Annotated in this window: 25 protein-coding genes and 1 pseudogene; 14 read left to right on the top strand and 12 right to left on the bottom strand. The window is 62.9% G+C overall.

Features of this window, described 5'->3' with window-relative positions; translation table 11 throughout:
- The first annotated feature begins 91 nt into the window (after positions 1-91).
- Positions 92-703: a glutathione S-transferase family protein gene (locus EOC93_RS12275; protein WP_126105325.1), complete on the top strand. Its 612-nt coding sequence runs from the start codon at positions 92-94 to the stop codon at positions 701-703.
- Between the two features lie 322 nt (positions 704-1,025).
- Here the strand turns inward: EOC93_RS12275 and EOC93_RS12270 are convergent, their stop codons facing one another.
- Positions 1,026-1,238 (bottom strand): cold-shock protein, encoded by a 213-nt coding sequence (locus tag EOC93_RS12270; protein WP_023678332.1) that lies wholly within the window; start codon positions 1,236-1,238, stop codon positions 1,026-1,028.
- A 332-nt stretch (positions 1,239-1,570) separates the two neighbouring features.
- Here EOC93_RS12270 and EOC93_RS12265 point away from each other — a divergent pair, with 332 nt between their 5' ends.
- Complete coding sequence (locus EOC93_RS12265; protein WP_095488907.1) at positions 1,571-1,897, top strand: hypothetical protein; 327 nt, start codon at positions 1,571-1,573, stop codon at positions 1,895-1,897.
- Positions 1,898-1,901: 4 nt separating this feature from the next.
- On the opposite strand, the gene EOC93_RS12260 is transcribed toward EOC93_RS12265, so the two are convergent.
- On the bottom strand, positions 1,902-2,471 hold the full coding sequence (locus tag EOC93_RS12260; protein ID WP_095489223.1) for a methylated-DNA--[protein]-cysteine S-methyltransferase: 570 nt from the start codon (positions 2,469-2,471) through the stop codon (positions 1,902-1,904).
- Positions 2,472-2,652: 181 nt separating this feature from the next.
- Between EOC93_RS12260 and EOC93_RS12255 the strand changes: the two genes are divergently transcribed.
- Positions 2,653-3,504: a lytic transglycosylase domain-containing protein gene (locus EOC93_RS12255; protein WP_095488908.1), complete on the top strand. Its 852-nt coding sequence runs from the start codon at positions 2,653-2,655 to the stop codon at positions 3,502-3,504.
- A 5-nt stretch (positions 3,505-3,509) separates the two neighbouring features.
- Complete coding sequence (locus EOC93_RS12250) at positions 3,510-3,998, top strand: GNAT family N-acetyltransferase (RefSeq protein ID WP_127204728.1); 489 nt, start codon at positions 3,510-3,512, stop codon at positions 3,996-3,998.
- A 29-nt stretch (positions 3,999-4,027) separates the two neighbouring features.
- Here EOC93_RS12250 and EOC93_RS12245 read toward each other — a convergent pair whose 3' ends face one another.
- On the bottom strand, positions 4,028-4,372 hold the full coding sequence (locus tag EOC93_RS12245; RefSeq protein ID WP_095489224.1) for a hypothetical protein: 345 nt from the start codon (positions 4,370-4,372) through the stop codon (positions 4,028-4,030).
- Between the two features lie 199 nt (positions 4,373-4,571).
- Between EOC93_RS12245 and EOC93_RS12240 the strand changes: the two genes are divergently transcribed.
- The 3 genes from EOC93_RS12240 (at position 4,572) to EOC93_RS12230 (ending at position 6,731) form a co-directional block, all read left to right on the top strand.
- Positions 4,572-5,012 carry a lysozyme inhibitor LprI family protein gene (locus EOC93_RS12240; RefSeq protein ID WP_095488910.1) on the top strand — a complete coding sequence of 147 codons (441 nt, stop codon included), beginning with the start codon at positions 4,572-4,574 and terminating at the stop codon, positions 5,010-5,012.
- 136 nt (positions 5,013-5,148) lie between these two features.
- A complete protein-coding gene (locus EOC93_RS12235) occupies positions 5,149-5,892 on the top strand; it encodes a DUF899 family protein (protein ID WP_095489225.1) in 744 nt (247 codons plus the stop codon).
- A gap of 287 nt (positions 5,893-6,179) precedes the next feature.
- Positions 6,180-6,731 carry a DUF4142 domain-containing protein gene (locus tag EOC93_RS12230; RefSeq protein ID WP_127204727.1) on the top strand — a complete coding sequence of 184 codons (552 nt, stop codon included), beginning with the start codon at positions 6,180-6,182 and terminating at the stop codon, positions 6,729-6,731.
- A gap of 123 nt (positions 6,732-6,854) precedes the next feature.
- Here EOC93_RS12230 and EOC93_RS12225 read toward each other — a convergent pair whose 3' ends face one another.
- Entirely contained in the window at positions 6,855-7,175 is a 321-nt protein-coding gene (locus tag EOC93_RS12225) for a DUF1476 domain-containing protein (protein ID WP_095488912.1), read from the bottom strand.
- A gap of 503 nt (positions 7,176-7,678) precedes the next feature.
- Here EOC93_RS12225 and EOC93_RS12215 point away from each other — a divergent pair.
- The 4 genes and pseudogenes from EOC93_RS12215 to EOC93_RS12200 all read left to right on the top strand — a co-directional run bounded on the left by EOC93_RS12215 (position 7,679) and on the right by EOC93_RS12200 (position 10,431).
- A complete protein-coding gene (locus tag EOC93_RS12215; RefSeq protein ID WP_095488914.1) occupies positions 7,679-8,068 on the top strand; it encodes a DUF6152 family protein in 390 nt (129 codons plus the stop codon).
- Positions 8,069-8,533 carry a DUF6644 family protein gene (locus EOC93_RS12210; protein WP_095488915.1) on the top strand — a complete coding sequence of 155 codons (465 nt, stop codon included), beginning with the start codon at positions 8,069-8,071 and terminating at the stop codon, positions 8,531-8,533.
- A gap of 52 nt (positions 8,534-8,585) precedes the next feature.
- Positions 8,586-8,779, top strand: a pseudogene (locus tag EOC93_RS35535) (Rid family hydrolase); the annotation flags it as partial.
- Between the two features lie 275 nt (positions 8,780-9,054).
- Positions 9,055-10,431: an RNA-directed DNA polymerase gene (locus EOC93_RS12200; RefSeq protein ID WP_348627598.1), complete on the top strand. Its 1,377-nt coding sequence runs from the start codon at positions 9,055-9,057 to the stop codon at positions 10,429-10,431.
- A gap of 49 nt (positions 10,432-10,480) precedes the next feature.
- Here EOC93_RS12200 and carB read toward each other — a convergent pair whose 3' ends face one another.
- From carB to EOC93_RS12175, 4 genes are all read right to left on the bottom strand, one after another.
- Complete coding sequence (gene carB, locus EOC93_RS12195; RefSeq protein ID WP_095488918.1) at positions 10,481-13,978, bottom strand: carbamoyl-phosphate synthase large subunit; 3,498 nt, start codon at positions 13,976-13,978, stop codon at positions 10,481-10,483.
- A 372-nt stretch (positions 13,979-14,350) separates the two neighbouring features.
- Positions 14,351-15,280, bottom strand: coding sequence for an SH3 domain-containing protein (locus EOC93_RS12185; RefSeq protein ID WP_095489226.1), 930 nt, complete (start codon positions 15,278-15,280; stop codon positions 14,351-14,353).
- 165 nt (positions 15,281-15,445) lie between these two features.
- Positions 15,446-16,204, bottom strand: coding sequence for a metallophosphoesterase family protein (locus EOC93_RS12180; protein WP_095488919.1), 759 nt, complete (start codon positions 16,202-16,204; stop codon positions 15,446-15,448).
- Between the two features lie 228 nt (positions 16,205-16,432).
- Entirely contained in the window at positions 16,433-16,789 is a 357-nt protein-coding gene (locus EOC93_RS12175; RefSeq protein WP_095488920.1) for a helix-turn-helix transcriptional regulator, read from the bottom strand.
- Between the two features lie 194 nt (positions 16,790-16,983).
- Here EOC93_RS12175 and EOC93_RS12170 point away from each other — a divergent pair, with 194 nt between their 5' ends.
- Entirely contained in the window at positions 16,984-18,162 is a 1,179-nt protein-coding gene (locus tag EOC93_RS12170) for an MFS transporter (protein WP_127204725.1), read from the top strand.
- 28 nt (positions 18,163-18,190) lie between these two features.
- On the opposite strand, the gene EOC93_RS12165 is transcribed toward EOC93_RS12170, so the two are convergent.
- Positions 18,191-18,649, bottom strand: coding sequence for a MarR family winged helix-turn-helix transcriptional regulator (locus tag EOC93_RS12165; protein ID WP_127204724.1), 459 nt, complete (start codon positions 18,647-18,649; stop codon positions 18,191-18,193).
- A gap of 211 nt (positions 18,650-18,860) precedes the next feature.
- On the opposite strand from EOC93_RS12165, the gene EOC93_RS12160 reads away from it, so the two are divergent.
- Positions 18,861-19,655, top strand: coding sequence for an SDR family oxidoreductase (locus tag EOC93_RS12160; protein ID WP_095489227.1), 795 nt, complete (start codon positions 18,861-18,863; stop codon positions 19,653-19,655).
- A gap of 76 nt (positions 19,656-19,731) precedes the next feature.
- Here EOC93_RS12160 and EOC93_RS12155 read toward each other — a convergent pair whose 3' ends face one another.
- A complete protein-coding gene (locus tag EOC93_RS12155) occupies positions 19,732-20,331 on the bottom strand; it encodes a LysE family translocator (RefSeq protein WP_127204723.1) in 600 nt (199 codons plus the stop codon).
- 98 nt (positions 20,332-20,429) lie between these two features.
- Between EOC93_RS12155 and EOC93_RS12150 the strand changes: the two genes are divergently transcribed.
- Complete coding sequence (locus EOC93_RS12150; protein WP_127204740.1) at positions 20,430-21,299, top strand: LysR substrate-binding domain-containing protein; 870 nt, start codon at positions 20,430-20,432, stop codon at positions 21,297-21,299.
- A gap of 67 nt (positions 21,300-21,366) precedes the next feature.
- Here EOC93_RS12150 and EOC93_RS12145 read toward each other — a convergent pair whose 3' ends face one another.
- Together EOC93_RS12145 and EOC93_RS12140 are read right to left on the bottom strand one after the other, a co-directional pair.
- Entirely contained in the window at positions 21,367-22,020 is a 654-nt protein-coding gene (locus EOC93_RS12145) for a dihydrofolate reductase family protein (protein WP_127204722.1), read from the bottom strand.
- Between the two features lie 107 nt (positions 22,021-22,127).
- A complete protein-coding gene (locus EOC93_RS12140) occupies positions 22,128-22,958 on the bottom strand; it encodes a protein-L-isoaspartate O-methyltransferase (RefSeq protein WP_127204721.1) in 831 nt (276 codons plus the stop codon).
- Between the last annotated feature and the right edge of the window lie 33 nt (positions 22,959-22,991).

Raw genomic sequence — 22,991 nt, 5'->3', positions numbered from 1 at the left:
GCTGATGGTTGCGCCAAAACAAATCACTGGATCAAGTCGTTGACACCGGGATAGAGCCTGGGCTGTCGTTGCACGAGCGATGGGAGCAAAGATGACCATACTTTATGGAATGATCGACAGCGGCAATTGCTACAAACCGCGCCTTCTGATGGCCAAGCTCGGCATGGCCTTCACCAATGTCGAGGTGAGCTCGCATACCGGCGACACGCGCAAGCCCGACTACGTCGCCAAGAACCCGAACGCCATGGTGCCGCTGCTCGAGCTCGACGACGGCAGGCGGCTTGCCGAATCCAACGCCATCCTGCTCTATCTCGCCGAAGACACGCGGTTCCTGCCCGCCGACAAATACGAGCGCGCACTGGCCTATCAGTGGCTGTTCTTCGAGCAGTACAGCCACGAGCCCTATATCGCAGTGCGCAAGGCGCTGCTGACCTTTCCCGAACGGGCCAAGGACGCGACTCCGGAGCGGCTGGCGGTGACGCTGGAGCGCGGCAACAAGGCGCTCGGCGTGATGAACAAGCATCTGGCGGGCAGTGCGTTCTTTGCTGGTGATACATTGAGCGTCGCCGACATCGCGCTCTACGCCTATACGCATACGGCCGAGATGGGCGGTTTTCAGCTCGACGCCTATCCGGCGGTGGCGGCCTGGCTAAAACGGGTCGAGGCCGATCCGGGGCACGTACCGATGGAATGGCTGCCTTAATTCTGTCCTCACGCTCGTCGCCGCTTCGCGGCTCGTTCCGGACGGGGCGCGCCACGAGGCGCGACGCCCGGTCGGCTTTGCGGCCTTCGGCCGCGACGCGTAAACCGAGCAGGGATGGAATCCAGACAGCAAAAAGGCGGGACAAAATCCCGCCTTCCATGCTCGGTAGCCTGATCGGGAGCGTCCGGTCCGGGCCGGCAGCAATCTGCTGCTTCGGCTTGTCGGGGTCTTTCCGCTCCGGTGCGCTTCTCGCGCGACTGTCAGTACATCCGTGACTTGCCGCGCGCCCCGAGCTATCGCCCGGCGCGCGCCATTCGCAAAATCAGGCTGCCTTGCTCAGAGATCCAGCGGACGACTTGCCAGTGCGGCGGTCCTGCTCGATCTCGAAGTTGATCTTCTGGCCTTCGACCAAGGTCGACAGTCCAGCGCGCTCGACTGCGGAGATGTGAACGAAAACGTCCGCGCCGCCGCTGTCAGGCTGGATGAAGCCGAAACCCTTGGTGGAGTTAAACCACTTGACCGTACCTGTTGCCATTTCGATAGTCCTTATACGTTTGCTTTAGATTGACCGAACCGAAGTCCAGCCGGTTTGTATCGAGATTTTGGAGATAGACGTCAGCAAACGCGAATATCGCGAGGCCCGGATCGATCGGCCGAAATATCAATGGACCTCATATAGTCCGCTTCTCCGCAAAAAACAAGACTTCGCGAAAAAAGGCGCTGACGCGGCGCTGCCCAACGGCCGCCCCAATCGCGTGAAAGCCTTGTAACGTCGCGTGTTGCGGTGGGTCGCATTGTTTATCGCGCACGCTGCGGGGAAGGATCGTGCCGTCTTCGAGCGTCCGGTCCTGTTTTTGGGAGAGGACCATGAAAACTGTTCTGCTTGCCGCCTGCCTGACGCTGGTGGCCGCCGAGGCGCAGGCGATCTCGCGCTATGACCCGAGCCGCATGAGCTGCGACAGGGTGCAGGCGACGATTGCGCGGGAAGGCGCCGTCATCTTGCGTTACCAGTCGACGCGCACGCCGGGGCTGCCGCTCTACGACCGCTATGTGCGGAGCCAGCGTTTCTGTAACATGGGTGAGGTCAGGGCACGGGCGTCGGTACCGAGCGCCGATACGAGGTCCTGCGTCGTCTACAAATGCAAGCGGGTGGACACAGACCGGCGTTTCCGCCGGCGCATCTTTCCGAACTAACACCCTAGAAGCCGAATGAGACCTGCGCCGGCGGCGGCGGGCCGACGCGCACGCCTTCCATCGCCAGCATCTTTTCCTTGGTGGTCGAGCCGCCCGGCGCGGAAAAACCGCCGATCTTGCCGCCGGCGGCAAGAATGCGGTGGCACGGGATGACCAGCGGCACTGGGTTGGCGCCGAGTGCTGCGCCCGTCTCACGCGCCAGCCCGGCATGGCCGGCGCGCTTGGCCAGCTCGCCATAGGTGGTGGTCTCGCCAAAGGCGAGCTTGCGCGCCGCGTCGTAGATGGCGAGGCGGAAATCGTCGACGCCGGTGAGATCGACCGGCACACCGGAGAAATCGACGTCTTCGCCGGCTGCATAGGCCTTTATCGACGCGATCAGCTCGGCAACCCATTGCGGTTGGGCGCTCGAAGCGGCGCTGCCGGTATGGTGCAAGAGCCGGCGTTCCACCGCGTCGCGGTTGCGCTGGGGCAGGCAGAGCCTCGTCAGTCCGGCTTTGCTCCAGGCGATGCCCATAAAGCCGATCACGGTTTCGAAGACCGCGTGGCCGGCGGTGGCTTGAGGGGTGCTTTCCATGATGTGCTCCTTTCCGAAGAAACGGATGGGAATCCAGTACATATCGAGAACGAGATATCGCATTTTCAGGTTATTGTCGCCACCCGAAAACCATCCGAAGTCCACAACAGGCTGCGGATTGCGGGGGGAAAGGTGCTGGTGTAAGGATTTTCTTAACAGACGAACCGGACCCGAGCGCGGCTTGCCAGCAAAAATCATCTTTTCCGCGATCGGCGTGATGCTCGCTGCGGCCGGCCTCAGCGGCTGCACCTCGACCTCGCAGACGAAGCCGGTGCCTTCCCTGACTGAAACCGCCGCCGCAGGCTCTGATGTCGGCTTTACGCTGGTGCTGCCCGACACGGTTTCGGTGCTGCCGGAATCGTCCGGCGTCGCGCCTGTCCAGACGGCGGCGCTGGCTGTCGACCCCACCGCGACGCCTGCCCAGCCAGCCGCCTTCGCCGGCCCGACCCCGTTGGCCGCAACTGCGCCTGCAGCCTTGGCGGGCGACGCCACGCCACCTGTCCATGCGACGGCCGCTGTGGCCATGCCGGTCACTGGCGAAACAAGCAAGACGATGCCCGGCGTGCAGCAGGCCGCCTATGTCGTGCCTGAAGATCCGTCCGACCTGCTTTCGACCAGCCCTGCCAAGGAGTACGCGACGGGACCGCGCGGCGAGATCGAGCGACTGATCGAGAAATACGCCGCCCTTTATGAGGTGCCGGTCGATCTGGTGCGCCGCGTCGTCAAGCGCGAGAGCACCTTCAATCCCAAAGCCTACAATCGCGGCCATTGGGGGCTGATGCAGATCAAGCATGCGACGGCGCGCGGCATGGGCTATGTCGGGCCGGCGAGCGGGCTGTTCGACGCCGAGACCAATCTGAAATATGCGGTGAAATACCTGCGCGGCGCCTGGCTGGTGGCCGGCGGCAACGCCAACCGCGCCGACCGGCTCTACCAGAGCGGCTATTATTACGACGCCAAGCGCAAGGGCATGCTGGAAGAAACCGGCCTTGGCCGCGACCGCGCTCGGCGTCGCCTGCAGCCCGATGCCTGACCACCATGCCTGAGCCGCGCCCGCCGGCGCCAAACGACATAAGACTGCGCAAGATCCTCGACGACACGCTTGCCCCGCCGCGCTGGCCGGAAGGCTTCGTCATGCGCGGGCTCGAGGCCACCGACGCGCTCGCTTTGCATGCGCTGCTGACCACCGTGTTCGACGATGGCGCCGACGGGCCGTTCGACGAATGGTGGCCGCGCGTTTCAAACGACGCGGAATTCGATCCTGCTTTGTGTTTCCTGGTCATCGACAGCAAGGGTCGGCTGGCGGGCGCGGCGCTGTGCTGGACGAGGGCGTTCGTGAAAGACCTTGCCGTCCACCCCGAGGCGCGCAGCCGAGGCATCGCCGAAGCGCTGATGTGGCACGTCTTCGCCGCCTTTCGCGCACGGGGCGCTGCGCATGTCGATCTCAAAACCAACACGGTTGAGAATGCCGCCGCCGTCAGGCTCTACGAGCGGCTGGGGATGTTCGAAGTCGACTGGGAAGGCTAGAGCCCGAGACGAACCTGCTTTGTTGCCGTTCAGATGTCGGGCGCGTTGCCGATCTTCTGCTTGACGCCGAGCGCCCAGGCGCGGCCTTCGTCGCCACCCCATAAAAGCCAGGCAATATAGCCGGCCGACGGATCCTGCTCATTGCCGGAATTGCGGCCGTTCTTGTCGACCTTATGGCGAGCGAAGTAGCTGACCATGCGCCGGACGGTGGAGGGCGAAAGCTTTTGCCGGTTCTTGAGCTGGGTGGCCCGCGCCACGCCGATCTCGGTCCCGCCGCGGCCAAATATGCCGCGCAGCCTGAGGCCCATGGCGGCGTTGTCTGCGACGATCTGCGGGCAGCGCAGGTCGATTTCGTCATTGTCGGCTTCGCGCATGGTTTTCTCCGATATGGACTTATAGTCCTGAACGAAGAATGCAGTGAGATGCATCCCGTCCCCGCAACACTATTGCTTCGCAGCCGTCGGAGCCGGCCTGAAAGGAACTGTCCACCAAGGCGACAGACTGCGTCTTGCCTGTATTCGTCTCACGGTTAAGCTTTGTTACAGCGGGAGCTTTCGAAATCGGAGAAACACGATGCGGCTTTTGCATTCCAAAACGGGTCTGGCCAAAACCGGTCTCGCCACCTTGATCCTCGCCGTTCCGCTGCTTGCCAACGCGGCGCGTGCCGACGATTGCGCCAACGCGCAGGACCAGGCGACCATGAACGAATGCGCCGGCAAGTCGTTCACCGAAGCCGACAAGAAGCTCAACCAGGCCTACAGGCAGATCGAGGGGCGGCTGAAGGACGATGCGGCGACGAAGAAGCTGCTGGTAGGCGCGCAGCGCGCCTGGGTCGCCTTCCGCGATTCCGAATGCGCTTTCCAGGGCGGCCCGCCCGATATGGCCGGCAGCATGTATCCGATGGTCATCGCCGGCTGCAAGGAGAGCCTCACCAACAATCGGCTGAAGGATTTTCAGGGCTACCTCAATTGCCAGGAAGGCGATACGAGCTGCCCGGTGCCGACAGCGCCGTAGCTGAAGCGGCAGCCCAGATTTTATCGCATCGCGGCCGGCGCAAATGTCGGAACCGCCTCCGTTCCCGCGTCTTTGAGAGGCAAGGCGTGTTGCCGCGTGCGGCGCGCCGCCAAAAGCACGGCTGATGGAGATGACGATGATCACCTTTCCCAACGAATCCCAGGAATACCGCGCCGCCCGCGAAACGCTGCTGCAGAAGGAAATCGAACTGCGCCGCGCCATGGAGGATGTGGCCGTCGCCCGTCGTGCCCTGCCGCCTGGCGGGCTGGTGCCTGAGGACTATGTGTTCGACGGGCTTGGCCCGGATGGCAAGCCGGCCCGCATAACACTGTCGGAGCTGTTTTCGCCTGGCAAGGACACGCTGATCGTCTACTCGATGATGTTTCCGCGCCATCCGCAGGAGACGCGCGACGTGGCGACGAGTGGCGGCACGGCCAAGCTCGCGCGGCCGGACCAGCCATGTCCGTCGTGCACGGCGCTGCTCGACCAGTTCGATGGCGCCATTGGCCATCTGGAGGCCGCCGGCTTCAATTTCGCCGTGGTGGGCAAGACCGCGCTCGAAAACCTGATCACGCTTGGCCGCGACCGCGGCTGGACGAACATGCGGCTGGTCTCCTCGGCCGGCAACAGCTTCAAGCGCGACTACCACGCCGAGGCCGACGATGGCGCGCAGTTGCCGATGCTGTCGGTGTTCCATCGCGACGCCGACGGCATCCGCCATTTCTGGAGTTCCGAGCTTGGCTTCGCGCCGTCCGAACCCGGCCAGGATCCGCGCGCCGTCGGCACCTGCGAGCCCTTGTGGAACCTGATGGATTTCACGCCGGAGGGCCGGCCGAACTGGGACGAGCAACTGCAGTATGCCGGCGCGTGCTGCCACTGAGGCGGGCCTTCCCTTCTCCCTTGTGGGAGAAGGTGGATCGGCGCGCTAGCGCCGAGACGGTAGAGGGGTGTTGGAAGAAATGAGGCGTTGGCAATTGTGCGTCTCTCGGCGTTGATGGGCGGTTGTGAGTGGGCGTAACGCCAAGCTGGAACACCCCTCATCCGACCTCGCTGCGCGAGGCCACCTTCTCCCACAGGGGGAGAAGGGAGGACGCTCCAATCTCCGCGCAACTTCGCCGCTTGAGTCGCGTTGGAACTCCGAGGACACATGAAACCCCGGAGGTTCCAATGAGACCGCATCTTGCCATTGCCGCACTTGCCCTGCTTGCTGCAACGTCGGCGGCCTTCGCCCAATCCGCAGCGCCGGCCGATTTACCTGCTGTCGGCGAAACCAAGATCGACACCGAGACCTTTACCAAAACCGTCCCCAGCGCCAACCGGTTCGAGATTGAAAGCAGCAAGCTGGCCGAACAAAAGAACGTCGCCGCCGATGTGAAGGATTTCGCCTCGCTGATGGTTAGGGATCACACCAAGGCTGGTGAGGATTTCAAGGCAGCTCTCGAACAGAGCCAGACCACCGCCTCGGTGACACCGAGCGGCCCCGCTTTGTTGCCGAAAGACCAGGCGATGCTGGACCAGCTAAAGACCCTCGACGGCGATGAATTCCAGGCGAAATACATCGTCCTGCAGACCGAGGCGCACAAGCAGGCATTGGCGCTGTTTTCCACCTATGCGCGGTCGGGCGAAGACCCGGCGCTGAAGGAATTCGCCAAGAAGACGCTACCGACGCTGCGGATGCACGAAGAGCGCATAAAGGATTTGGTGGCCGCCCACAGCTAGTGCATGTCGCCCAAAAGCATGCCCTCGGGCCTGACCCGAGGGTGCGCAGCGGTTTTGGGATAACGACATGCATAAAACAAGAACTTAAAGCGCGTCGCGATGCGCTTTAAGCTGGCGCTGCTCTCAGCTGGTTTTGATCTGCTCGACCGCGGTCACCAACAGTTCGGCCATGGCGCCGCGAATCTGATGATCCGACTGGGCGACGCCAGCCGCGTCGAAATCGGCGCGTACCTTGCGGAACACATCGTCGTCGCCTGCCTCTTCGAAGTCCGCGCGCACCACCTCTTTCGCATAGGCGTCGGCGTCCTCACCGGTCTTGCCGAGCTTTTCGGCGGCCCACAGGCCGAGCAGCTTGTTGCGCCGCGCCATGGCCTTGAACTTCGTCTCCTCGTCCATCGCAAACTTCTTTTCGAAGCCTTCCTGACGGTCTCTAATACTGCTCATGGTTTGCCTCGTTCAGGTGTTAAGTCTCCGACCTTCATCCGATGGAGAAGAAGAGCGGCAGGCCGAACATGGCGTGCATATACGTCATAAGCAAGACCGGACCGTTCATTCCGCGGGACAATCGCTGCAGACAAAACTGGCGCTCGACTGACCAATTGTCGATGTCGGTGCCGCCCCTCATCCGCCTGCCGGCACCTTCTCCCCGTATAGGGACGGGGAGAAGAGGCTGGCCGCAACCTCGGCACGTTTTCTGCATCGCTGGAGATTGGCGAAATCCTTTGCGAAAGCGTCTTTCTCCCCGTCACTATACGGGGAGAAATGCCCGGCAGGGAATGAGGGGCAGCGCCAACCTGAAGCGATTGCCTGTCGGCGATCGATCGGCCGGCGCCTGGGCGAACGGTCCATAGCGGTCATGGCCGACAGCCTTCGCACCGATGTGATTTGACGTTACCGCGCGGCGACCTACTCTCGAATACTGACGGGATGAGCCGAGGAGGCGAGCGATGCAGTCACCTTTCAACGGGATTCGGAACGTCACGCTGGCAGCGGCAGTGATCCTTGCCGCCGGCACCGCGGCTTACGCCCATCACGGCTGGTCGTGGACCGAGGACGGGTTTTTCGAACTCCGGGGCAAAATCACGGCCATCTATATCGGCAATCCGCACGCCACGCTGGATGTCGACGCAGAGGGAGAGGTCTGGAGGGTGGAGATGGCGCCGCCGTCCCGAACCATTGCCGCCGGCTTCACGGAGGAGGTTGCCAAGATCGGCGACGAGGTGACCGCGATCGGCCACCGCTCGCTCGACGAGGCCGAAAAGCGCATGAAAGCAGCCCGCGTCATTGTCAACGGTAAGGCTTATGACGTCTATCCCGACCGTGTGCCGCCGGCTTGAATGGACGAGTTCCTCGCCGGCATCGAGCAACTCGCCTTCGTGCGGGCATTGAAGGCCTCATTCGTCGCCTACCCCATAGTCAATGCGCTCCACATCATGTCGATCGGCGCGCTGCTGACCAGCGTCTGGCTCATGGACCTCAGAGTCCTCGGCGCCTTCCGCTCACTGCCGCAGGCGGCGTTCGTCGCGTTGCTGCGCCGCACCGCATTTACCGCGTTCGCCAGCGCGCTTGTCACGGGGTCGCTGCTCTTCTCAGTCAGGGCGAGGGAGTATGCGGCGATGCCGATTTTCCTCACCAAGATGACGCTCATCCTCCTCGCCGGCGCCAACTTCCTCGTCTTCATGCGCCGCGCAAAAGGCGGTGACGAGCCGGCCGGCGGGACCGTCACCATCCTGGCGGTGCTTTCGCTGGTGCTGTGGACGTCGGTGCTGTTCGCGGGACGGTTTATTGGGTTTCTCAACTGAGGGGCGAGCGGCGGAACTGGCCCTCCCAAGGCGGGCAGACAGCTCCCTGCAAATGGTTTCAGGCGAGATGGTGCGCGGCGACATCGAAACGCAGACCGAGGCGTCGCTGAGGGCGCTGAAACATTGCCCGGAGGCGGCGGGCAACCTCGCTGGATAATGTTGTGATGGTGCGTATCTACGCCGTCAACTCCGGCGTTCAACAACGCCGTCAACCGGATTTATGCGAAGTATCTCAACGTGAACCCCCGGTCGAACGCCCTGAGCCCGTGAAGGGCTGGGAATTCCTGGCACAAGTTTTCACTTGTCTTTCAAGTAAACTAGTCTTCAGTACCGATGGTTGCGACGTATTCAAATACCTAGCGCTACGCATTGCTTGGGGGGCCATATTGACGAAATTGACGGAAGACAGTCTCGATTTTGCGCGCCGTCATCTTGAGCGCTTTGAGGACAGTGATTTCTTTCCCAGGTTGCCGGCATACCAAGCTGTATGGGCTGACTGGGAGAATGTACGTGATCGCCTTATGTCATCTAATGTCAAGAAGCTTCCAATAGTTCCCGCAGATTCGATGCCAGTGGCTAAAGGAAAGTGCTCGTATAGAATTGTTCATCAACTGGACCCGTTGACATGTCTTACTTATACGGCCTTAGCCTATCGAGTTGGACCGGTAATCGAGGCTGCCAGAGTCCCGGCTAGCCAAGGGGTTGCATTTTCGAATAGATTTTCACCGTTAGATGGTGCGTTTTTCTCGTCGGGCACCGGCTACGATGAATACAAGGAGAAGTCACGACAGCTCGCAAATAATCATGAGTTTGCCGCGACTGCTGACATTTCGGATTTCTTTAACCAGATTTATTCTCATCGCGTGCGCGGCTCAATAGAAGCTGCCGATCCCCGCTTGGATGAGGTGGCGCAAGATTTTGAATCAGTTATCCATTCAATAAATGCTGGCGCTTCAAAAGGGATACCAGTTGGGCCAAACGCTAGCAATTTAATTTCTGAGGCAGTTTTAATCGATGTAGATCAGCTTTTGATACGAAATGGATTTAAGCACGTTAGATATGTAGATGACATTCGAATGTTTGACAACGATAAGTATTCACTTCAATATGCTATAGAGCTATTGTCAATTTATTTATATGAAAACCATCGACTTAACCTTAATGGCAGAAAAACTAACATATATTCTCGGGAAGAGTTTTCGGAAAAAGTACTCCAAGATCATATGGATACCGAAACCAAGGCCGCGATGCAGAGGATATCGGCCCTTGATCCCTATGGTGAGCACGCCGACGTAGAAATTGGACCGGCACTAAGCGCCGAAATTCTGGATGAAACTGGGCGGACAATTAGAGAGAAGTTTAGTGCTGATGGGTATGTCGATCTTAATCTGATCAAGGCGTATATCAGGAGAGCCCGTGCCAGCAATTCTGATCAGTTTATCGATGTTGCGAGCGCTTCCCTTGATGCTTTCCTTCCCGTCTTTCATGAGCTTGCGAAGGCTCTGGACGGTGTAATTCAGTCTGGAGGGCATGAGATTGCCTTACCGCTAATCAGGCAGATCGCGGTATCTGGATACTATCGACGACAGGCTGTGCGCCGTTGGTGGGATTGGATTTGTGCTGGTAGTGCTAATCTGTTGCAGATCAGGCCGATCCAAAACGCCGTGTTCTCAGGAGAGATTCGTTCGCAAGCGAGAGCGGCTGTTTCTCTTAAGGACTTGGCTTGGGTGCGTTCTCACCGTTCAAGTTTTATGCAGTTTGCACCGATGGATCGAGCAGCTGTAGTGGGTGCAATGGAAATACTCGGGCGTGATGAGAGAAAAGCGATACTCAATCAGATAGACGACACACATGCCTCTCCAATTGACTTAGCAATGAAAAGATTTGTCCTTAGGTAATTTGGAGCGTGGCCGTTGCCGATGCTCCCCAAGGAGATCAGCCAATCACCTAGGCAAAATACTCCTGCAGCGGCCTCACTTCCAGGTTCCCCGCCCGCAGCGCCGCAATCGCCTCCGCCACAGCGGCCGCGCCCGACAGCGTCGTGTAATACGGCACTTTCTGCATTAGCGTCGCCCTGCGCAGCGATTTGGAGTCCGACACGGCCTTCTGGCCATCAGTCGTGTTGAAGACGATCTGCACCTGGCGGTTGCGGATGGCGTCCTCGATGTGCGGGCGGCCTTCCAGCACCTTGTTTATTTTCTCCGCCGCGACGCCGTTCTCGGCGAGGAAGCGAGCGGTACCCGAGGTGGCCAGCACCTTGAAGCCCTGGCCGGCCAGGCGCTTGACCGCCGGCAGAATGCCCTTCTTGTCCTCGTCGCGCACCGAGACGAACAGCGTGCCCGCGCGGGGGAGATCAACACCCGCCCCTAACTGGCTCTTGGCGAAGGCAAGCGCGAAGTCGCGGTCGAGGCCCATCACCTCGCCGGTCGAGCGCATTTCCGGTCCGAGCAGGATGTCAACGCCGGGGAAACGGGCGAAGGGGAACACCGCTTCCTTGACCGCGATGTGGCCGGGGTTACGCGGGTCGGGCATGGCGCCGTAATGGGCGAAGGCATCTTCCAGGCTCTCGCCGGCCATGATGCGGGCAGCGATCTTGGCTATGGGACGGCCGATGGTCTTGGCGACGAAGGGCACGGTGCGCGACGCGCGCGGGTTGACCTCCAGCACATAGACGGTGCCGTCCTGGATCGCATATTGCACGTTCATCAGCCCGCCGACGTTGAGCGCACGGGCAAGTGCGGCCGTCTGGCGCTCCAGCTCGTCGACGAGCTCCGAAGGCAGCGAATGCACCGGCAGCGAGCAGGCGCTGTCGCCCGAATGGATGCCGGCCTCCTCGATATGTTCCAGGATGCCGGAGACGAACGTCGACTTGCCGTCGCACAGGCAATCGACATCGACCTCGATGGCGCCCGACAGGTAGGTGTCGAACAGCAGCGGGTTCTTGCCCAGCAGCGTGTTGATCTGGCCGGTCTTGTCGTTCGGGTATTTCTGCTTGATGTCCTCCGGCACCAGGCCGGGCACGGTGTCGAGCAGGTAGGATTGCAGCATGCTTTCGTCGTGGATGATCTGCATGGCGCGGCCGCCGAGCACATAGGACGGGCGCACGACCAGCGGGAAGCCGAGCTCGCCGGCAACGAGGCGGGCCTGCTCGACCGAATAGGCGATGCCGTTCTTCGGCTGGCTGAGGCCGAGCTTGTGCAACAGCTTCTGGAAGCGGTCGCGGTCTTCGGCCAGATCGATCATGTCGGGCGAGGTGCCGAGGATCGGAATGCCGGCCTTCTCCAGCGCGTCGGCGAGCTTCAGCGGCGTCTGGCCGCCGAACTGGACAATGACGCCAACCAGCTCGCCTGACGCCTGTTCGGCGCGCAGGATCTCCAGCACGTCCTCCGGCGTCAGCGGCTCGAAATAGAGCCGGTCCGACGTGTCGTAGTCGGTCGACACGGTCTCCGGGTTGCAGTTGACCATGATCGCCTCGAAGCCGGCGTCGCGCAGCGCAAAGGCGGCGTGGCAGCAGCAATAGTCGAACTCGATGCCCTGGCCGATGCGGTTCGGCCCGCCGCCGAGAATGACGACCTTCTTGCGCGACGAGACCTGCGCCTCGTTGGCGAGCGCGCCGGCGAAAGGCACCTCATAGGTCGAGTACATATAGGCGGTGGGCGAGGCGAACTCGGCCGCACAGGTGTCGATGCGCTTATAAACCGGATGAACGTCGAGCTTGTCGCGAATCTTCTGGATCTCTTCCACGTCTTTCCTGACCAGGGACGCGAGGCGGGCATCGGAAAAACCCATCGCCTTCAGCATGCGCAGATTGGCGGCATCCTCGGGAATGCCGTGTTCGCGAATGCGATCCTCCATGGCCAGGATGCCGGCGATCTGTTCGAGGAACCACGGGTCGATCTTGCACATGGCGTGCACGTCTTCCAGCGAGGTGCCCATGCGGATCGCCTGCGCCACCATGCGTAGCCGGTCCGGCGTCGGCGTGCCGAGAGCGGCTCGGATGGCGTTGCGGTCGTCGGCGTGGCTGGCCGCGCCGTGCGCGATGCCGGGGATCTCGATCTCGTCGAGGCCGGTCAGGCCGGTTTCAAGCCCACGCAAAGCCTTCTGCAGCGATTCCTGAAAAGTGCGTCCGATGGCCATGACCTCGCCGACCGACTTCATCGCGGTGGTCAGCACCGGCTCGGCGCCGGGAAATTTCTCGAAGGCAAAGCGCGGGATTTTTGTCACGACGTAGTCGATCGACGGCTCGAACGAGGCGGGCGTCGCGCCGCCGGTGATGTCGTTCTCCAGCTCGTCCAGCGTGTAGCCGACGGCGAGCTTTGCCGCGATCTTGGCGATGGGGAAGCCGGTCGCCTTGGAGGCGAGAGCCGACGAGCGCGAGACGCGCGGGTTCATCTCTATGACCACTAGGCGACCGTCGGCCGGGTTGACGGCGAACTGCACGTTGGAGCCGCCGGTCTCGACGCCGATCTCGCGCAGCACGGCGATCGAGGCGTTGCGCATCATCTGGTATTCTTTGTCGGTGAGCGTCAGGGCCGGGGCGACGGTGATCGAGTCGCCGGTGTGCACGCCCATCGGGTCGATGTTCTCGATCGAGCAGACGATGATGCAGTTGTCGGCCTTGTCGCGGACAACCTCCATCTCGTACTCCTTCCAGCCGAGCACGCTTTCCTCGATCAGCACTTCGGTGGTCGGCGAGGCGTCGAGGCCGGACTGGACGATCTCGTAAAATTCGGCGCGGTTGTAGGCGATGCCACCGCCGGTGCCGCCCATGGTGAAGGACGGGCGGATGATGGCGGGCAGGCCGACATGGTCGAGCGCCTGCGCGGCGATCGCCATGCCGTGGCTGATATAGCGCTGCTTGCGGTCGCCCTCGCCAAGGTTCCAGCGCGTTTCCAGCGCGTCAAGCGCGGCGTCGAGGTTTTCGGGCTTCTCGGCCTTCAACGCGGCGCGCTCGGCCTCGTGCGTCTTGCGGTCGGCGTTCTTAACGTCGGTGGCGTTGGCCAGCATCGACTTCGGCGTTTCCAGGCCGATCTTCTTCATCGCCTCGCGAAACAGCGCCCGGTCCTCGGCCTTGTCTATTGCCGTGGCGTCGGCGCCGATCATCTCGACATTGTAGCGTTCGAGCACGCCCATGCGACGCAGCGACAGAGCAGTGTTGAGCGCGGTCTGGCCGCCCATGGTCGGCAGCAGCGCGTCGGGCCGCTCCTTGGCGATAATCTTGGCCACCACTTCCGGCGTGATCGGCTCGATATAGGTGGCGTCGGCCAGCTCCGGGTCGGTCATGATGGTGGCCGGGTTGGAATTGACCAGGATGACGCGAAAACCCTCTTCCTTCAGCGCCTTGCAGGCCTGGGTGCCGGAATAGTCGAACTCGCAGGCCTGGCCGATGACGATGGGGCCGGCCCCGATGATCAGGATCGACTTGATGTCGGTGCGTCTTGGCATATCGAGGGTCCGTTCGGCAGGCGGCTTGCACGAAAAACCGGACGGGAAGACCCGGCCGGTTGTGCTCGCGATTCTGGTATCAGGCTAGGAGGGCCTTATAGGGAAGAGTTTTGCCTGATGTAACCCCCTAAAATGCGGGTTTATGCGAGGCTTGCTCCAACCGAGCAAACAAGCGCCTCATTCCTTCGCGCCCCCCTCTGTCCTGCCGGACATCTCCCCCACACGGGGGGAGATCGGCCTTCATCTTTGATTTCGCCAACAGCCAACCTCGAAAAAGAGGCGCTGTCGGCGAAACAGCCAATCTCCCCCCTCGTGGGGGAGATGTCCGGCAGGACAGAGGGGGGCGCGGTCCCTCCAGCGTTTCGAATCTGCCTAGCCTCCGGTCGCCAAAGCATCAGGAATCTCGAAGCGTTCGGAAACGCCGACACGGATCAGGTTCAGGCTGCCCTCGCGGGTGTAGCGGAATTCGCCTGATGCATTCGAGCCGGCGGGCCGACCTGCCTGAAAGCTGATGACGCGCGTGCCGCCATCGGGCCAGGTCACGGTCACCTCGGCTTTGCCGTCGGCCAGCCGCTCGACATTGGCTCCGCATCTGGTCATCGGCTGGCCGACATAGCGCGCGCAAGGAATCTCGTTGCGGGCACCAGGGACTGGCGGCCCTGGCGGCTGCAGCCGCGCAACGGTTTGTGCATCGGCCGGAGGCGCCGCATTGGCGGCGCGATTCTGGATGGCGTCCTCCGTTGCCGCGAGCGGCGGCATCTCCCCGGTCGACGGACTTCCGCTGGCCGCGAGCGCCAAGGCATCCTCGATGGCGGCCCTGCCGATTGCCTCAGCCGCTGTCACCGTGGTTTCCTGACCGGCCGCGCCCAGGCGCGCTGTCAGGTCTGGCAGCGGCTGATCTGCAATTGCCGGGTTCGAGGCCTCGGCTGCAGGGGCCGTGCCTTCGCCGGCCGTTTCGGTATCCTCATCCGCAACGGCCGCCGGATTCTCGGGGTTCAGGTAGCGCGCGGGAGCCCATCCGGTCAGTTGCGGGTTGTCGATTTCTGCGACCTTGCACCAGCGGTAACCATTGACGTCGTTGCAGCCGAGATTGTTCACGCTCGTACCATTCGGCAGTCGAGCCTTGATCTTGCCCATCGCCGATGCCGTGGCGCGGACGTTCAGGAGATCGCCTGGTGCGAGGTCCGTCACGATGGAAACGAAAGGCGCCTCCTCGGCCCTGGCCGGCAGCAGCGCCGTCAGCAGGAGAGGGACGGCAATCAGCGCGTACAGCGTCGTTCGGAGCGTAACTGTGCGCCTCATCATTTTGGCCGTGGCGATAGATGCATTTCCGAAGGCGCGGCCAGGCACCGAAACGCCACCGCATGCCAGGTCGATTTTATAAGGGACGACATGGCGCTATGTAAGCCCGAAAATGCGGCCCCGGCATGAAGGCGGTTCAGCCTGAGGTATGAACGCGCTCCGCGTTCAGCCCGGCATAAATCCGGTTCGCAGCGCGTGGGCCCATTCCGGCCGTCCCGCCTGTTCGGCCTGCCGCGCCGCCGCCTCGTGGTCATAATCGACGGCGATGGCCTCGAAGCGGTCGGGGCGGCCCGGCTCGCCCAGCTCGACGATGCCGTAGCGGGCGTGCGGAGAGCCTTGCTCGGAAACATGCGCCGGTGGTGTCGAATCGTCATAGGCGGGACAGCCGATGCTGCCCGGATTGAAGACGACCGGGCCGTCGGGGATACGGATCAGCTCGCTGCGGTGGCTGTGGCCGCACAGCACGATGCGGCAAGCGGGATCGAGCGGGGCCAGCCGTCGCTTGATGGCGGCCAGCGGTGCGCGCACCAGCCGGCCGTCGGCTATCGTATCGGTCAGATATTTTTCGTCATGGGCGGGCCGGGCATGGAAGGCAGTCACCCCAGGCGCGATCTCCAGCGTGAGGGGCAAGGCGAACAGCGCCTCACGCTGAGCCGATGTCAGCCGTTCCTGCGCGTAGCGGTCGGACGGCCACATGGTTTCATCGGCGGTGTCGCGGGCGACGCGGCGATCGTGATTGCCGCGCACCGTCGGCAGGGCGAGCGCTTCTAGCCGCTCCATGGTTTCGCGCGGCCAGAGCGGGCCGGAGACGCAATCGCCGAGATTGACAACGAGGTCGGCGCCGCCGCGCTGCTGCAGATCGTCGAGCACGGCGTCCAGGGCGAGGACGTTGCCGTGGATATCGGCGAGGACGGCAATGCGCATATGGTTAGCTCCGTTGGGGTCGAATGACCAGTCGGGAAGGGCGGACCTGGCAGGACTTTGGTCCTCTCCCCTGTTACACCAGGACTATCGCAGGTGGAAAGCCGAGGGGAAAGTAAAGGCGCGCGGCAGCGTTCCCTCCCCCTTGTGGGGAGGGTTAGGGTGGGGGTCCATCTTCGCAAGAATCCAAATGCGATTGCCCTGCCTGTTACACAGGGGCGAGTAACGGCCTCAGGCGCGGATTTCGATCTCGGGGGCGCCGACCGCGGGCAGCGCCGTATCGTTGACGGTAGCCGCAATGACGCTGTCGAGCAGGCCCGGAAAGCGGGCATCGAGGTCGTCGCGGCGCAGTGTAATCAGCCGGCTGGTGCCGACCACCTCGGCGCGGGTAACGCCGGCCTCCCGCAGCTTGGCCAAATGATAGCTCAGATTGGTCTTCGAGCCGAGATCGAGGAATTGGCTGCAGTTCAGCGGCACGCCTTCTTTGCTGGCGAGATAGCGCACGATGGCCAGCCGCGTGGGATCGCCGAGCACGGCAAGCACGTTCGGCAGACTGATCTGGTCGGCGGTGGGATGGGGTAGGGTCATGCCCAGGAATTAAGCGCAATCGGGGCCGATTTCAACGCGTCTCCTCCTCAGCGGGTGTAGGCGGTTTTTGACGCCATTCATGCCTGTCCTGACATCGGGCTGTCAGCAGGCTTCGATTAGTATGCGAGAGCTCATTGACATCATGCCCTGTTATGTTCAATTGTTCAATAACTTTTGAACTAAGGATTGTTGCTATGGACAAGCGCCTCATCTGGCTTGCGCTCGGATCATTCACGATCGCGACCGAAGGCTTCGTCATTTCAAGCCTGTTGCCCGACATCGCGGCCGACGCCGCCATCTCCGTTCCACTCGCCGGGACGCTGATCACCGCCTTCGCGCTCGCCTATGCGCTTGGGACACCGATCCTGGCGACGCTCACCGGCGAATGGGACCGGCGGCGCGTTATCTTGTGGACGCTGGTGTTCTTCGTGCTGGGCAACCTGGCTGCGGCGCTGAGTTCCTCCTTCGAACTGCTGCTGATCGCCCGCATCGTCATGGCGCTGTCGTCCGGCCTGTTCGCGGCGACGGCGCAAGGGACGGCCGTGGCGCTTGTCGATGATCATCACCGCGCCCGCGCCATTGCCGTCGTCGTCGGCGGCACCACGGTGGCGGTGGCGGTCGGCGCCCCGCTCGGCGCGCTTGTCGCGACGGTTGCCGGCTGGCGCGGCACGTTCTTTGCCATCGCCGGGCTCGGCGCCCTGGCCGGCGCCATCCTGTGGTACCGGCTGCCGCGCGGCATCGTCGGCACCAAGCTGCCGCTCAGGCAACGGCTGGCCGCAACCCTTCGCCCCGGCGTGCCATCGATCCTGCTGACCACACTCTTGGCGCTCACCGGTGCCTTCACGGTCTTTGCCTTTGTCGCGCCGCTAGCCATCGAAGGCGGAGGCTTGAGCCCGATCGCGCTGCCCGGCATGCTGCTCGCCTTCGGTGTCGGCGCCGTTATCGGCAACATTGCCGGCGGGCAGGCGGCCGACCGCTTCGGCGCGACGCGCACCGTCAGCTGGTCGCTGGCGCTGAGCGCGGTGATGCTGGTCATGCTTTCGGTTATCCCGGCATTCCTGCCGCACAGCATCGCCGGGCCGGCGCTGATGGCGATGATGGTGCCGTGGGGTATCGTCGGCTGGGCCTTCCCGCCGGCGCAGGCGAGCCGCATCATCAGGCTGGCGCCCGATGCCGCGCCCATCGTGCTGTCGCTCAACGGCTCGGCGCTCTATCTCGGCGTGGCGCTGGGCGCCGTGGTCGGCGGCGCGGTGCTGCGCTATGGCGCGCCGGCCGATCTCGGCCTAGTCGCCGCAGTGTTCCCGATCCTGGGTCTTGGCGTCATGCTGGCCGGCCACCGGGCGGCCCGGGCGGTGGCAATGCCGGCGGAATAAGTTCTGGCTACCGCCGCTGTTCGAGACCTCAGGGCGCTGCCGGCGGTATACCAAAATCCAGCGCGGCGATGTCGTCCAGCGCCGCGCGCAACATTGCCGCCTGCTCCTTGCCGACCATGTCCTCAAAACGCTGCTGGGCGACGCGCCACAGCTTCATCGCTTCATCGAGCTTGACCAAGCCCTGCGACGTCAGCCGCACGCGCTTGATGCGGCGGTCGTCCTTGTCAGTGAAAGTCTCGACATAACCGTCGCGGATCAGCGGCTTCAGCGTATGGCCGAGCGCCGACAGGTCCATGACCAGGGCCGCGGCGATGGCGCCCATGGCCGGCTCGTCTCCGATATGGATCTGGTAGAGCAGGCCTTGCTGAGTGGCCTTCAGGCCCGACGGGGCGACCACATCGTCGTAGAACTGACCAAGCTTGCGCGTCGCGCGGCGCAGCACGGCGTTGTTGCAAAGGGTCAGGCCCGGAAGGGTGTCTTTCGACATGATGGGTCCTTGGCGACGGCAACATGATGTCCGTCCGCTGCCTCACAAATAATCCCCGCGTCGATCATTGACAAGATAGTGGCATATACCTACTTCGCAACAGTGGCATATGCCACTAATTGGATCGCACGGCTTTGCCGGCAAGGCGAGGGTTCCCAGTGCCTGCACCGGTTCGAAGCGAAGTAGATCAACCGAAAAAAGGAACAGGACAATGAGTGGACAGAACAACAAGGGCACGGCGGTTGTCACCGGCGCCTCGTCGGGCATCGGCGCGGTCTATGCGGACCGGCTGGCGGGGCAGGGCTATGATCTGGTGCTGGTGGCGCGGCGCGCCGAGCGGCTGGAGGAACTGGCCGGCAAGCTGCGCGCCGAATACGGCCGCAAGGTCGGCGTGATCAGCGCCGATCTTGCCGACGACAACGATGTGCGCCGCGTCGAGCAGGTGATATCGGCCGACGACAGCGTGACGCTGCTGGTCAACAATGCCGGCCTTGGCGGTGCGCAACTCGTGGCAACGGCCGACGCCGACGTGGCCGAGCGGATGATCAAGGTCAATGTCGTGGCGCTGACCCGGCTGACGCGCGCGGTGCTGCCGGGACTGCTGTCGCGCAACCGCGGCGCCATCGTCAACATCGCCTCGGTGCTGGCCTTCGACACCTCGTTCGGCGGCATCTACAGCGGCACCAAGGCCTATGTCGTCAACTTCACCGAAGCCTTGCAGCGCGAAGTCACCGGCACCGGGGTGAAGGCGCAGGTGGTGCTACCAGGGGCCACGCGAACCGAGTTCTGGGAACTTGCGGGCAGCGATATCGACAGCCTCCCGAAGGAGATCATCATGACGGCCGACGATCTGGTGGATGCAGCACTTGTCGGCCTAGCCAGGGGTGAAGCCGTCACCGCACCGGCGCTTGCCGATGCGGCCAAGCTGGACATCTTCCTTGGCGCTCGGCAAGCCCTTTACGGCAGCTTGCATGCTGACAAACCGGCGGCACGCTACGCGGCTTGAAGGCCGAGGTGGGATTGGCGCCCCCGCAGAATTTGGGTTCCTCGCCCCACGCAGGTGGGACGAGGAACTCAAGCGTTTAGGCTGTTCGCCACATCGGGATTATCGAGGCGGCCAGCAGCAGGCCGAGCGCAATGTTCAACACCCGCCACTGCCGCTCGGTTCTAAGCAACCGGGCGAGCAGCGTGCCCGCCACGCACCACGCCGACAGCGACAGCGCGGCTGCCAGGCCAAAGACCGCGCCGAGTAGCAGGGCAAGCTGCAGCGGTCCGTTGGCGAGTGCGGCAAAAGATGCCGCCGCCCCCAATCCCATCGCCCAGCCCTTGGGGTTCATCCATTGCAGGCCGGCGCCACCGAAAAAGCTGTTCGGCTTTGCCATGGTCACGTCCAGATTGGGTGGACCGCTGCGGCCGATCTTGACGGCGAGCCAGATCAGATAGAGCGATCCGGCTATCTTCATCGCCAGCTGCAGGGACGGAGCCGCCTCCAACAGGCCGGCGAGTCCGGCCGCACCTGCCGCGGCCACCGTGGCCAGGCCGGCAGCACTTCCGGCCATCAGCGGAACCGAGCGGCGAAAGCCGAACTGCGCCCCCGACGCTGTCGACAAGGTCGTGGCCATGCCGGGCGTGGAGGTCGAGACCAGCGCAAACAGGACGAGCGGAAGGATGGCCTCAAACATGCTGTTTCCTCTGTTGGGAATCCAGCATGCTAAGCATTGTCAGGCATCAGTAAATGCAATGTTTGCTATGGTTAGCATTAGAGAATATAATGCAAACCATGATCCGCAATCTCGACACGGCCTTGGTCAGGACCTTCGTCACCGTCGCCGACAAGGCCAGCATGACGGCGGCTGCGAACGCGCTGCATCTGACGCAGGGCGCCGTCAGCCAGCAGATCAAGCGGCTGGAGGAGGTTCTCGGCTGCAGCCTGTTCGAGCGCGACCGGCGCGGGCTGCGACTGACCCGTTCCGGGGAGCGACTGTTCGGCAAGGGCAAGCGCCTGCTCTCCCTGAATGACGAGATCTGGGCCGAGATGGCGACCAGCGCGGTCGCTGGTGAGGTGCGGCTCGGCGTGCCGTATGATCTGGTTGGCACCATGCTTGCTCCGGTGCTGAAGAGCTATGCCGAGACCTATCCGCAGGTCGAGATTTCGCTGGTCTGCGCCTCGTCGCCGGAGCTTGCGGCGGCATTGGCGACTGGCACGATAGACCTTGCCGTGATTGAGGAACCGGTCGGTCCGTCAGCCGGCGAATGTCTCGTCATCGACCGGCTGGTCTGGGTCGGCGCCAAAGGCGGCATAGCCCGCCGCAAGCGGCCTTTGCCGGTTTCGATGGTGGCCGACACCTGCGCCTTCCGCCCGGCGGTGCTGGCGGCGCTCAACGAGCGTGGGCTGGAATGGCGGACCGTGTTCGAGAACGGCAACCTCGACGCGACGACGGCGACTGTGCGTTCGGACCTGGCCGTCACGACCTGGCTGGCCTCCACCGTGCCGGGCGATCTCGACATTCTGGCCGCCGATCCGGAGCTGCCGGCCTTGCCGAATTTCTCGATCAATTTGCATCTGCCGGAGCATAGTGTCGGGCCGGCGGCGCGGGAGTTTGCCGCGTGCATCCGCGACGGGCTGGCGCGGCGGCAACAGGCTGCGTGATCGGCAAAATGGCAGAGGGACGGCCGATGTCGGCCATCCCCTTGTTGTTAACGCAGTGCGCGGGCGTCTATTTCCAGGTTCGGCGTCTCTCGATCTCGGCTTCGGACGGCTGTTCCTGGGCGAAGGATCCGGTCCTGATCTCACCGCCACGTTCATAGGTCGCCATGATGACGCCGGTGGTCGATACCTGTGAGCGGCTCAGCTTGAAGGCCGCCGGAATTGCGCCGCTGCCGAACAGCCGCTTACCCTTGCCCAGCACCAGCGGGAAGGTCAGCAGGCTGATTTCGTCGATCAGGTCGTTGGCGAGCAAGGTCTGGATGAGTTCGCTCGATCCCTGGATGAGCAGGTCGGGGCCGTCCTCCTGCTTGAGCTGGCGCAGTGCGGCCACGACGTCGTCGCCGAGCCACTGGCTGTTTTGCCACGACAGCGTATCGGGCCGGTGCGTTGCCACATATTTGGTGGCGGCGTTGAAGCTGTCGGCGATCGGACCGCTCTTCTGGTACGGCCAATGCGCGGCGAAGATGTCGTAGGTCTTGCGGCCGAGGAGCAGCGCGAAGGGTTTTGCGAAGGTCTCACCAATAAAGGCGCCTCCGACGTCGTCCCAGTAATGGAACGTCCAGCCACCGAATTCGAAGCCGCCGACCGGGTCTTCTTCCGGCCCGCCAGGCGCCTGCATGACGCCGTCGAGGCTGACGAATGTCGCAGTGATGATCTTCCTCATTGGATTCTCCCTTTTCATTTTCCGTGCCGTTTAGGCCGAGTTCGGCCAAAGGACGTGCGAGCGGACGCCGGTCCGACAGGGGCCGGAAAAATTTCCGGCATTCCGGTTCACGAAGGCCCGATGCTCCGCGACGAGAACCAGACGTCTCCGATGATCGCAGTGGCGGTCCTGTCCGGGGCCGCTTCGCTCGTTAGCCAGATCGAACGGCTGCGAGCCGCGCTTTCGCGGTCGATTTTCGCCGCGGAACTTGCGAGCGAGGCGCCGATGCAAGGGATGAACCATGACCGCATGAACGGATCGCAGGCAAGACCCTGTTCAGTGCGGGTCACCATCACCGCGAGGCCAACGCGCTCCGCCGGACGCCACGGAAAGACCATGCGGCCGCCGGGTTTCAGCGCCTTCAACCACTCGGCCGGGGGTGCCGCGACGCCGGCATTGACGTAGATGATGTCGGACGGTGGCAGGCCGCTGATGACCGCATCGCCATGGATGACGGCCACCTCGTCATAAGCTTCGAGATTCTTTCTCGCGCGGTCGGCGAGACTGGATTCCAGTTCGAAGGCTGTGACTGCGCCGCCCGGCGAAATCAAATGGGCCAGCAGAGCTGTGTAATAGCCGGTGCCTGCGCCGACATGAGTGACGGTCTCGCCGGGTTTTGGCGCCACCTTGCCGATCCACATGGCGTGCAGAAACGGCTCGCCATTGTTGATGCCCTTATCGGCGTCAAGCGCTACCAGCACGTTCTGATAGATGTGGACGGGATCGGCGCTCGGCGTTTCGACCTTGCCGTTGCCGGCGACGACCGTCCACGGCCCAGGCCCGAGAAAGGCTTCGCGCGGGACCGCGGCGAACACGCCTTCGAGACGCGGATCGGCCGAACCTGCATTGGCAGCCATCAGTCGCGCGTAGAATTTTCGGGCTTCGGCAATCCGCGTCATGGCCTGGCAAGATAGCGCGGATTGACGATTTGT

Origin of the sequence: Mesorhizobium sp. M6A.T.Ce.TU.002.03.1.1, assembly GCF_003997275.1 — a bacterium.
In the GTDB taxonomy this organism is placed as follows: Bacteria; Pseudomonadota; Alphaproteobacteria; order Rhizobiales; family Rhizobiaceae; genus Mesorhizobium; species Mesorhizobium mediterraneum.
Note: the sequence above shows the minus strand (reverse complement) of the source record. Positions and strands in the feature narration are given on the sequence as shown.

Excerpts from the sequence above, each read along its gene's own strand:
- EOC93_RS12200 (WP_348627598.1), top strand. The coding sequence starts at position 9,055 with ATGTCATCTAATGTCAAGAAGCTTCCAATAGTTCCCGCAGATTCGATG.
- EOC93_RS12275 (WP_126105325.1), top strand. The coding sequence starts at position 92 with ATGACCATACTTTATGGAATGATCGACAGCGGCAATTGCTACAAACCG.
- EOC93_RS12210 (WP_095488915.1), top strand. The coding sequence starts at position 8,069 with ATGGACGAGTTCCTCGCCGGCATCGAGCAACTCGCCTTCGTGCGGGCA.
- carB (WP_095488918.1), bottom strand. The coding sequence starts at position 13,978 with ATGCCAAGACGCACCGACATCAAGTCGATCCTGATCATCGGGGCCGGC.
- EOC93_RS12215 (WP_095488914.1), top strand. The coding sequence starts at position 7,679 with ATGCAGTCACCTTTCAACGGGATTCGGAACGTCACGCTGGCAGCGGCA.
- EOC93_RS12235 (WP_095489225.1), top strand. The coding sequence starts at position 5,149 with ATGATCACCTTTCCCAACGAATCCCAGGAATACCGCGCCGCCCGCGAA.
- EOC93_RS12240 (WP_095488910.1), top strand. The coding sequence starts at position 4,572 with ATGCGGCTTTTGCATTCCAAAACGGGTCTGGCCAAAACCGGTCTCGCC.
- EOC93_RS12175 (WP_095488920.1), bottom strand. The coding sequence starts at position 16,789 with ATGACCCTACCCCATCCCACCGCCGACCAGATCAGTCTGCCGAACGTG.
- EOC93_RS12160 (WP_095489227.1), top strand. The coding sequence starts at position 18,861 with ATGAGTGGACAGAACAACAAGGGCACGGCGGTTGTCACCGGCGCCTCG.
- EOC93_RS12265 (WP_095488907.1), top strand. The coding sequence starts at position 1,571 with ATGAAAACTGTTCTGCTTGCCGCCTGCCTGACGCTGGTGGCCGCCGAG.
- EOC93_RS12260 (WP_095489223.1), bottom strand. The coding sequence starts at position 2,471 with ATGGAAAGCACCCCTCAAGCCACCGCCGGCCACGCGGTCTTCGAAACC.
- EOC93_RS12225 (WP_095488912.1), bottom strand. The coding sequence starts at position 7,175 with ATGAGCAGTATTAGAGACCGTCAGGAAGGCTTCGAAAAGAAGTTTGCG.
- EOC93_RS12165 (WP_127204724.1), bottom strand. The coding sequence starts at position 18,649 with ATGTCGAAAGACACCCTTCCGGGCCTGACCCTTTGCAACAACGCCGTG.
- EOC93_RS12180 (WP_095488919.1), bottom strand. The coding sequence starts at position 16,204 with ATGCGCATTGCCGTCCTCGCCGATATCCACGGCAACGTCCTCGCCCTG.
- EOC93_RS12140 (WP_127204721.1), bottom strand. The coding sequence starts at position 22,958 with ATGACGCGGATTGCCGAAGCCCGAAAATTCTACGCGCGACTGATGGCT.
- EOC93_RS12250 (WP_127204728.1), top strand. The coding sequence starts at position 3,510 with ATGCCTGAGCCGCGCCCGCCGGCGCCAAACGACATAAGACTGCGCAAG.
- EOC93_RS12155 (WP_127204723.1), bottom strand. The coding sequence starts at position 20,331 with ATGTTTGAGGCCATCCTTCCGCTCGTCCTGTTTGCGCTGGTCTCGACC.
- EOC93_RS12150 (WP_127204740.1), top strand. The coding sequence starts at position 20,430 with ATGATCCGCAATCTCGACACGGCCTTGGTCAGGACCTTCGTCACCGTC.
- EOC93_RS12245 (WP_095489224.1), bottom strand. The coding sequence starts at position 4,372 with ATGCGCGAAGCCGACAATGACGAAATCGACCTGCGCTGCCCGCAGATC.
- EOC93_RS12170 (WP_127204725.1), top strand. The coding sequence starts at position 16,984 with ATGGACAAGCGCCTCATCTGGCTTGCGCTCGGATCATTCACGATCGCG.
- EOC93_RS12185 (WP_095489226.1), bottom strand. The coding sequence starts at position 15,280 with ATGAGGCGCACAGTTACGCTCCGAACGACGCTGTACGCGCTGATTGCC.
- EOC93_RS12230 (WP_127204727.1), top strand. The coding sequence starts at position 6,180 with ATGAGACCGCATCTTGCCATTGCCGCACTTGCCCTGCTTGCTGCAACG.
- EOC93_RS12270 (WP_023678332.1), bottom strand. The coding sequence starts at position 1,238 with ATGGCAACAGGTACGGTCAAGTGGTTTAACTCCACCAAGGGTTTCGGC.
- EOC93_RS12145 (WP_127204722.1), bottom strand. The coding sequence starts at position 22,020 with ATGAGGAAGATCATCACTGCGACATTCGTCAGCCTCGACGGCGTCATG.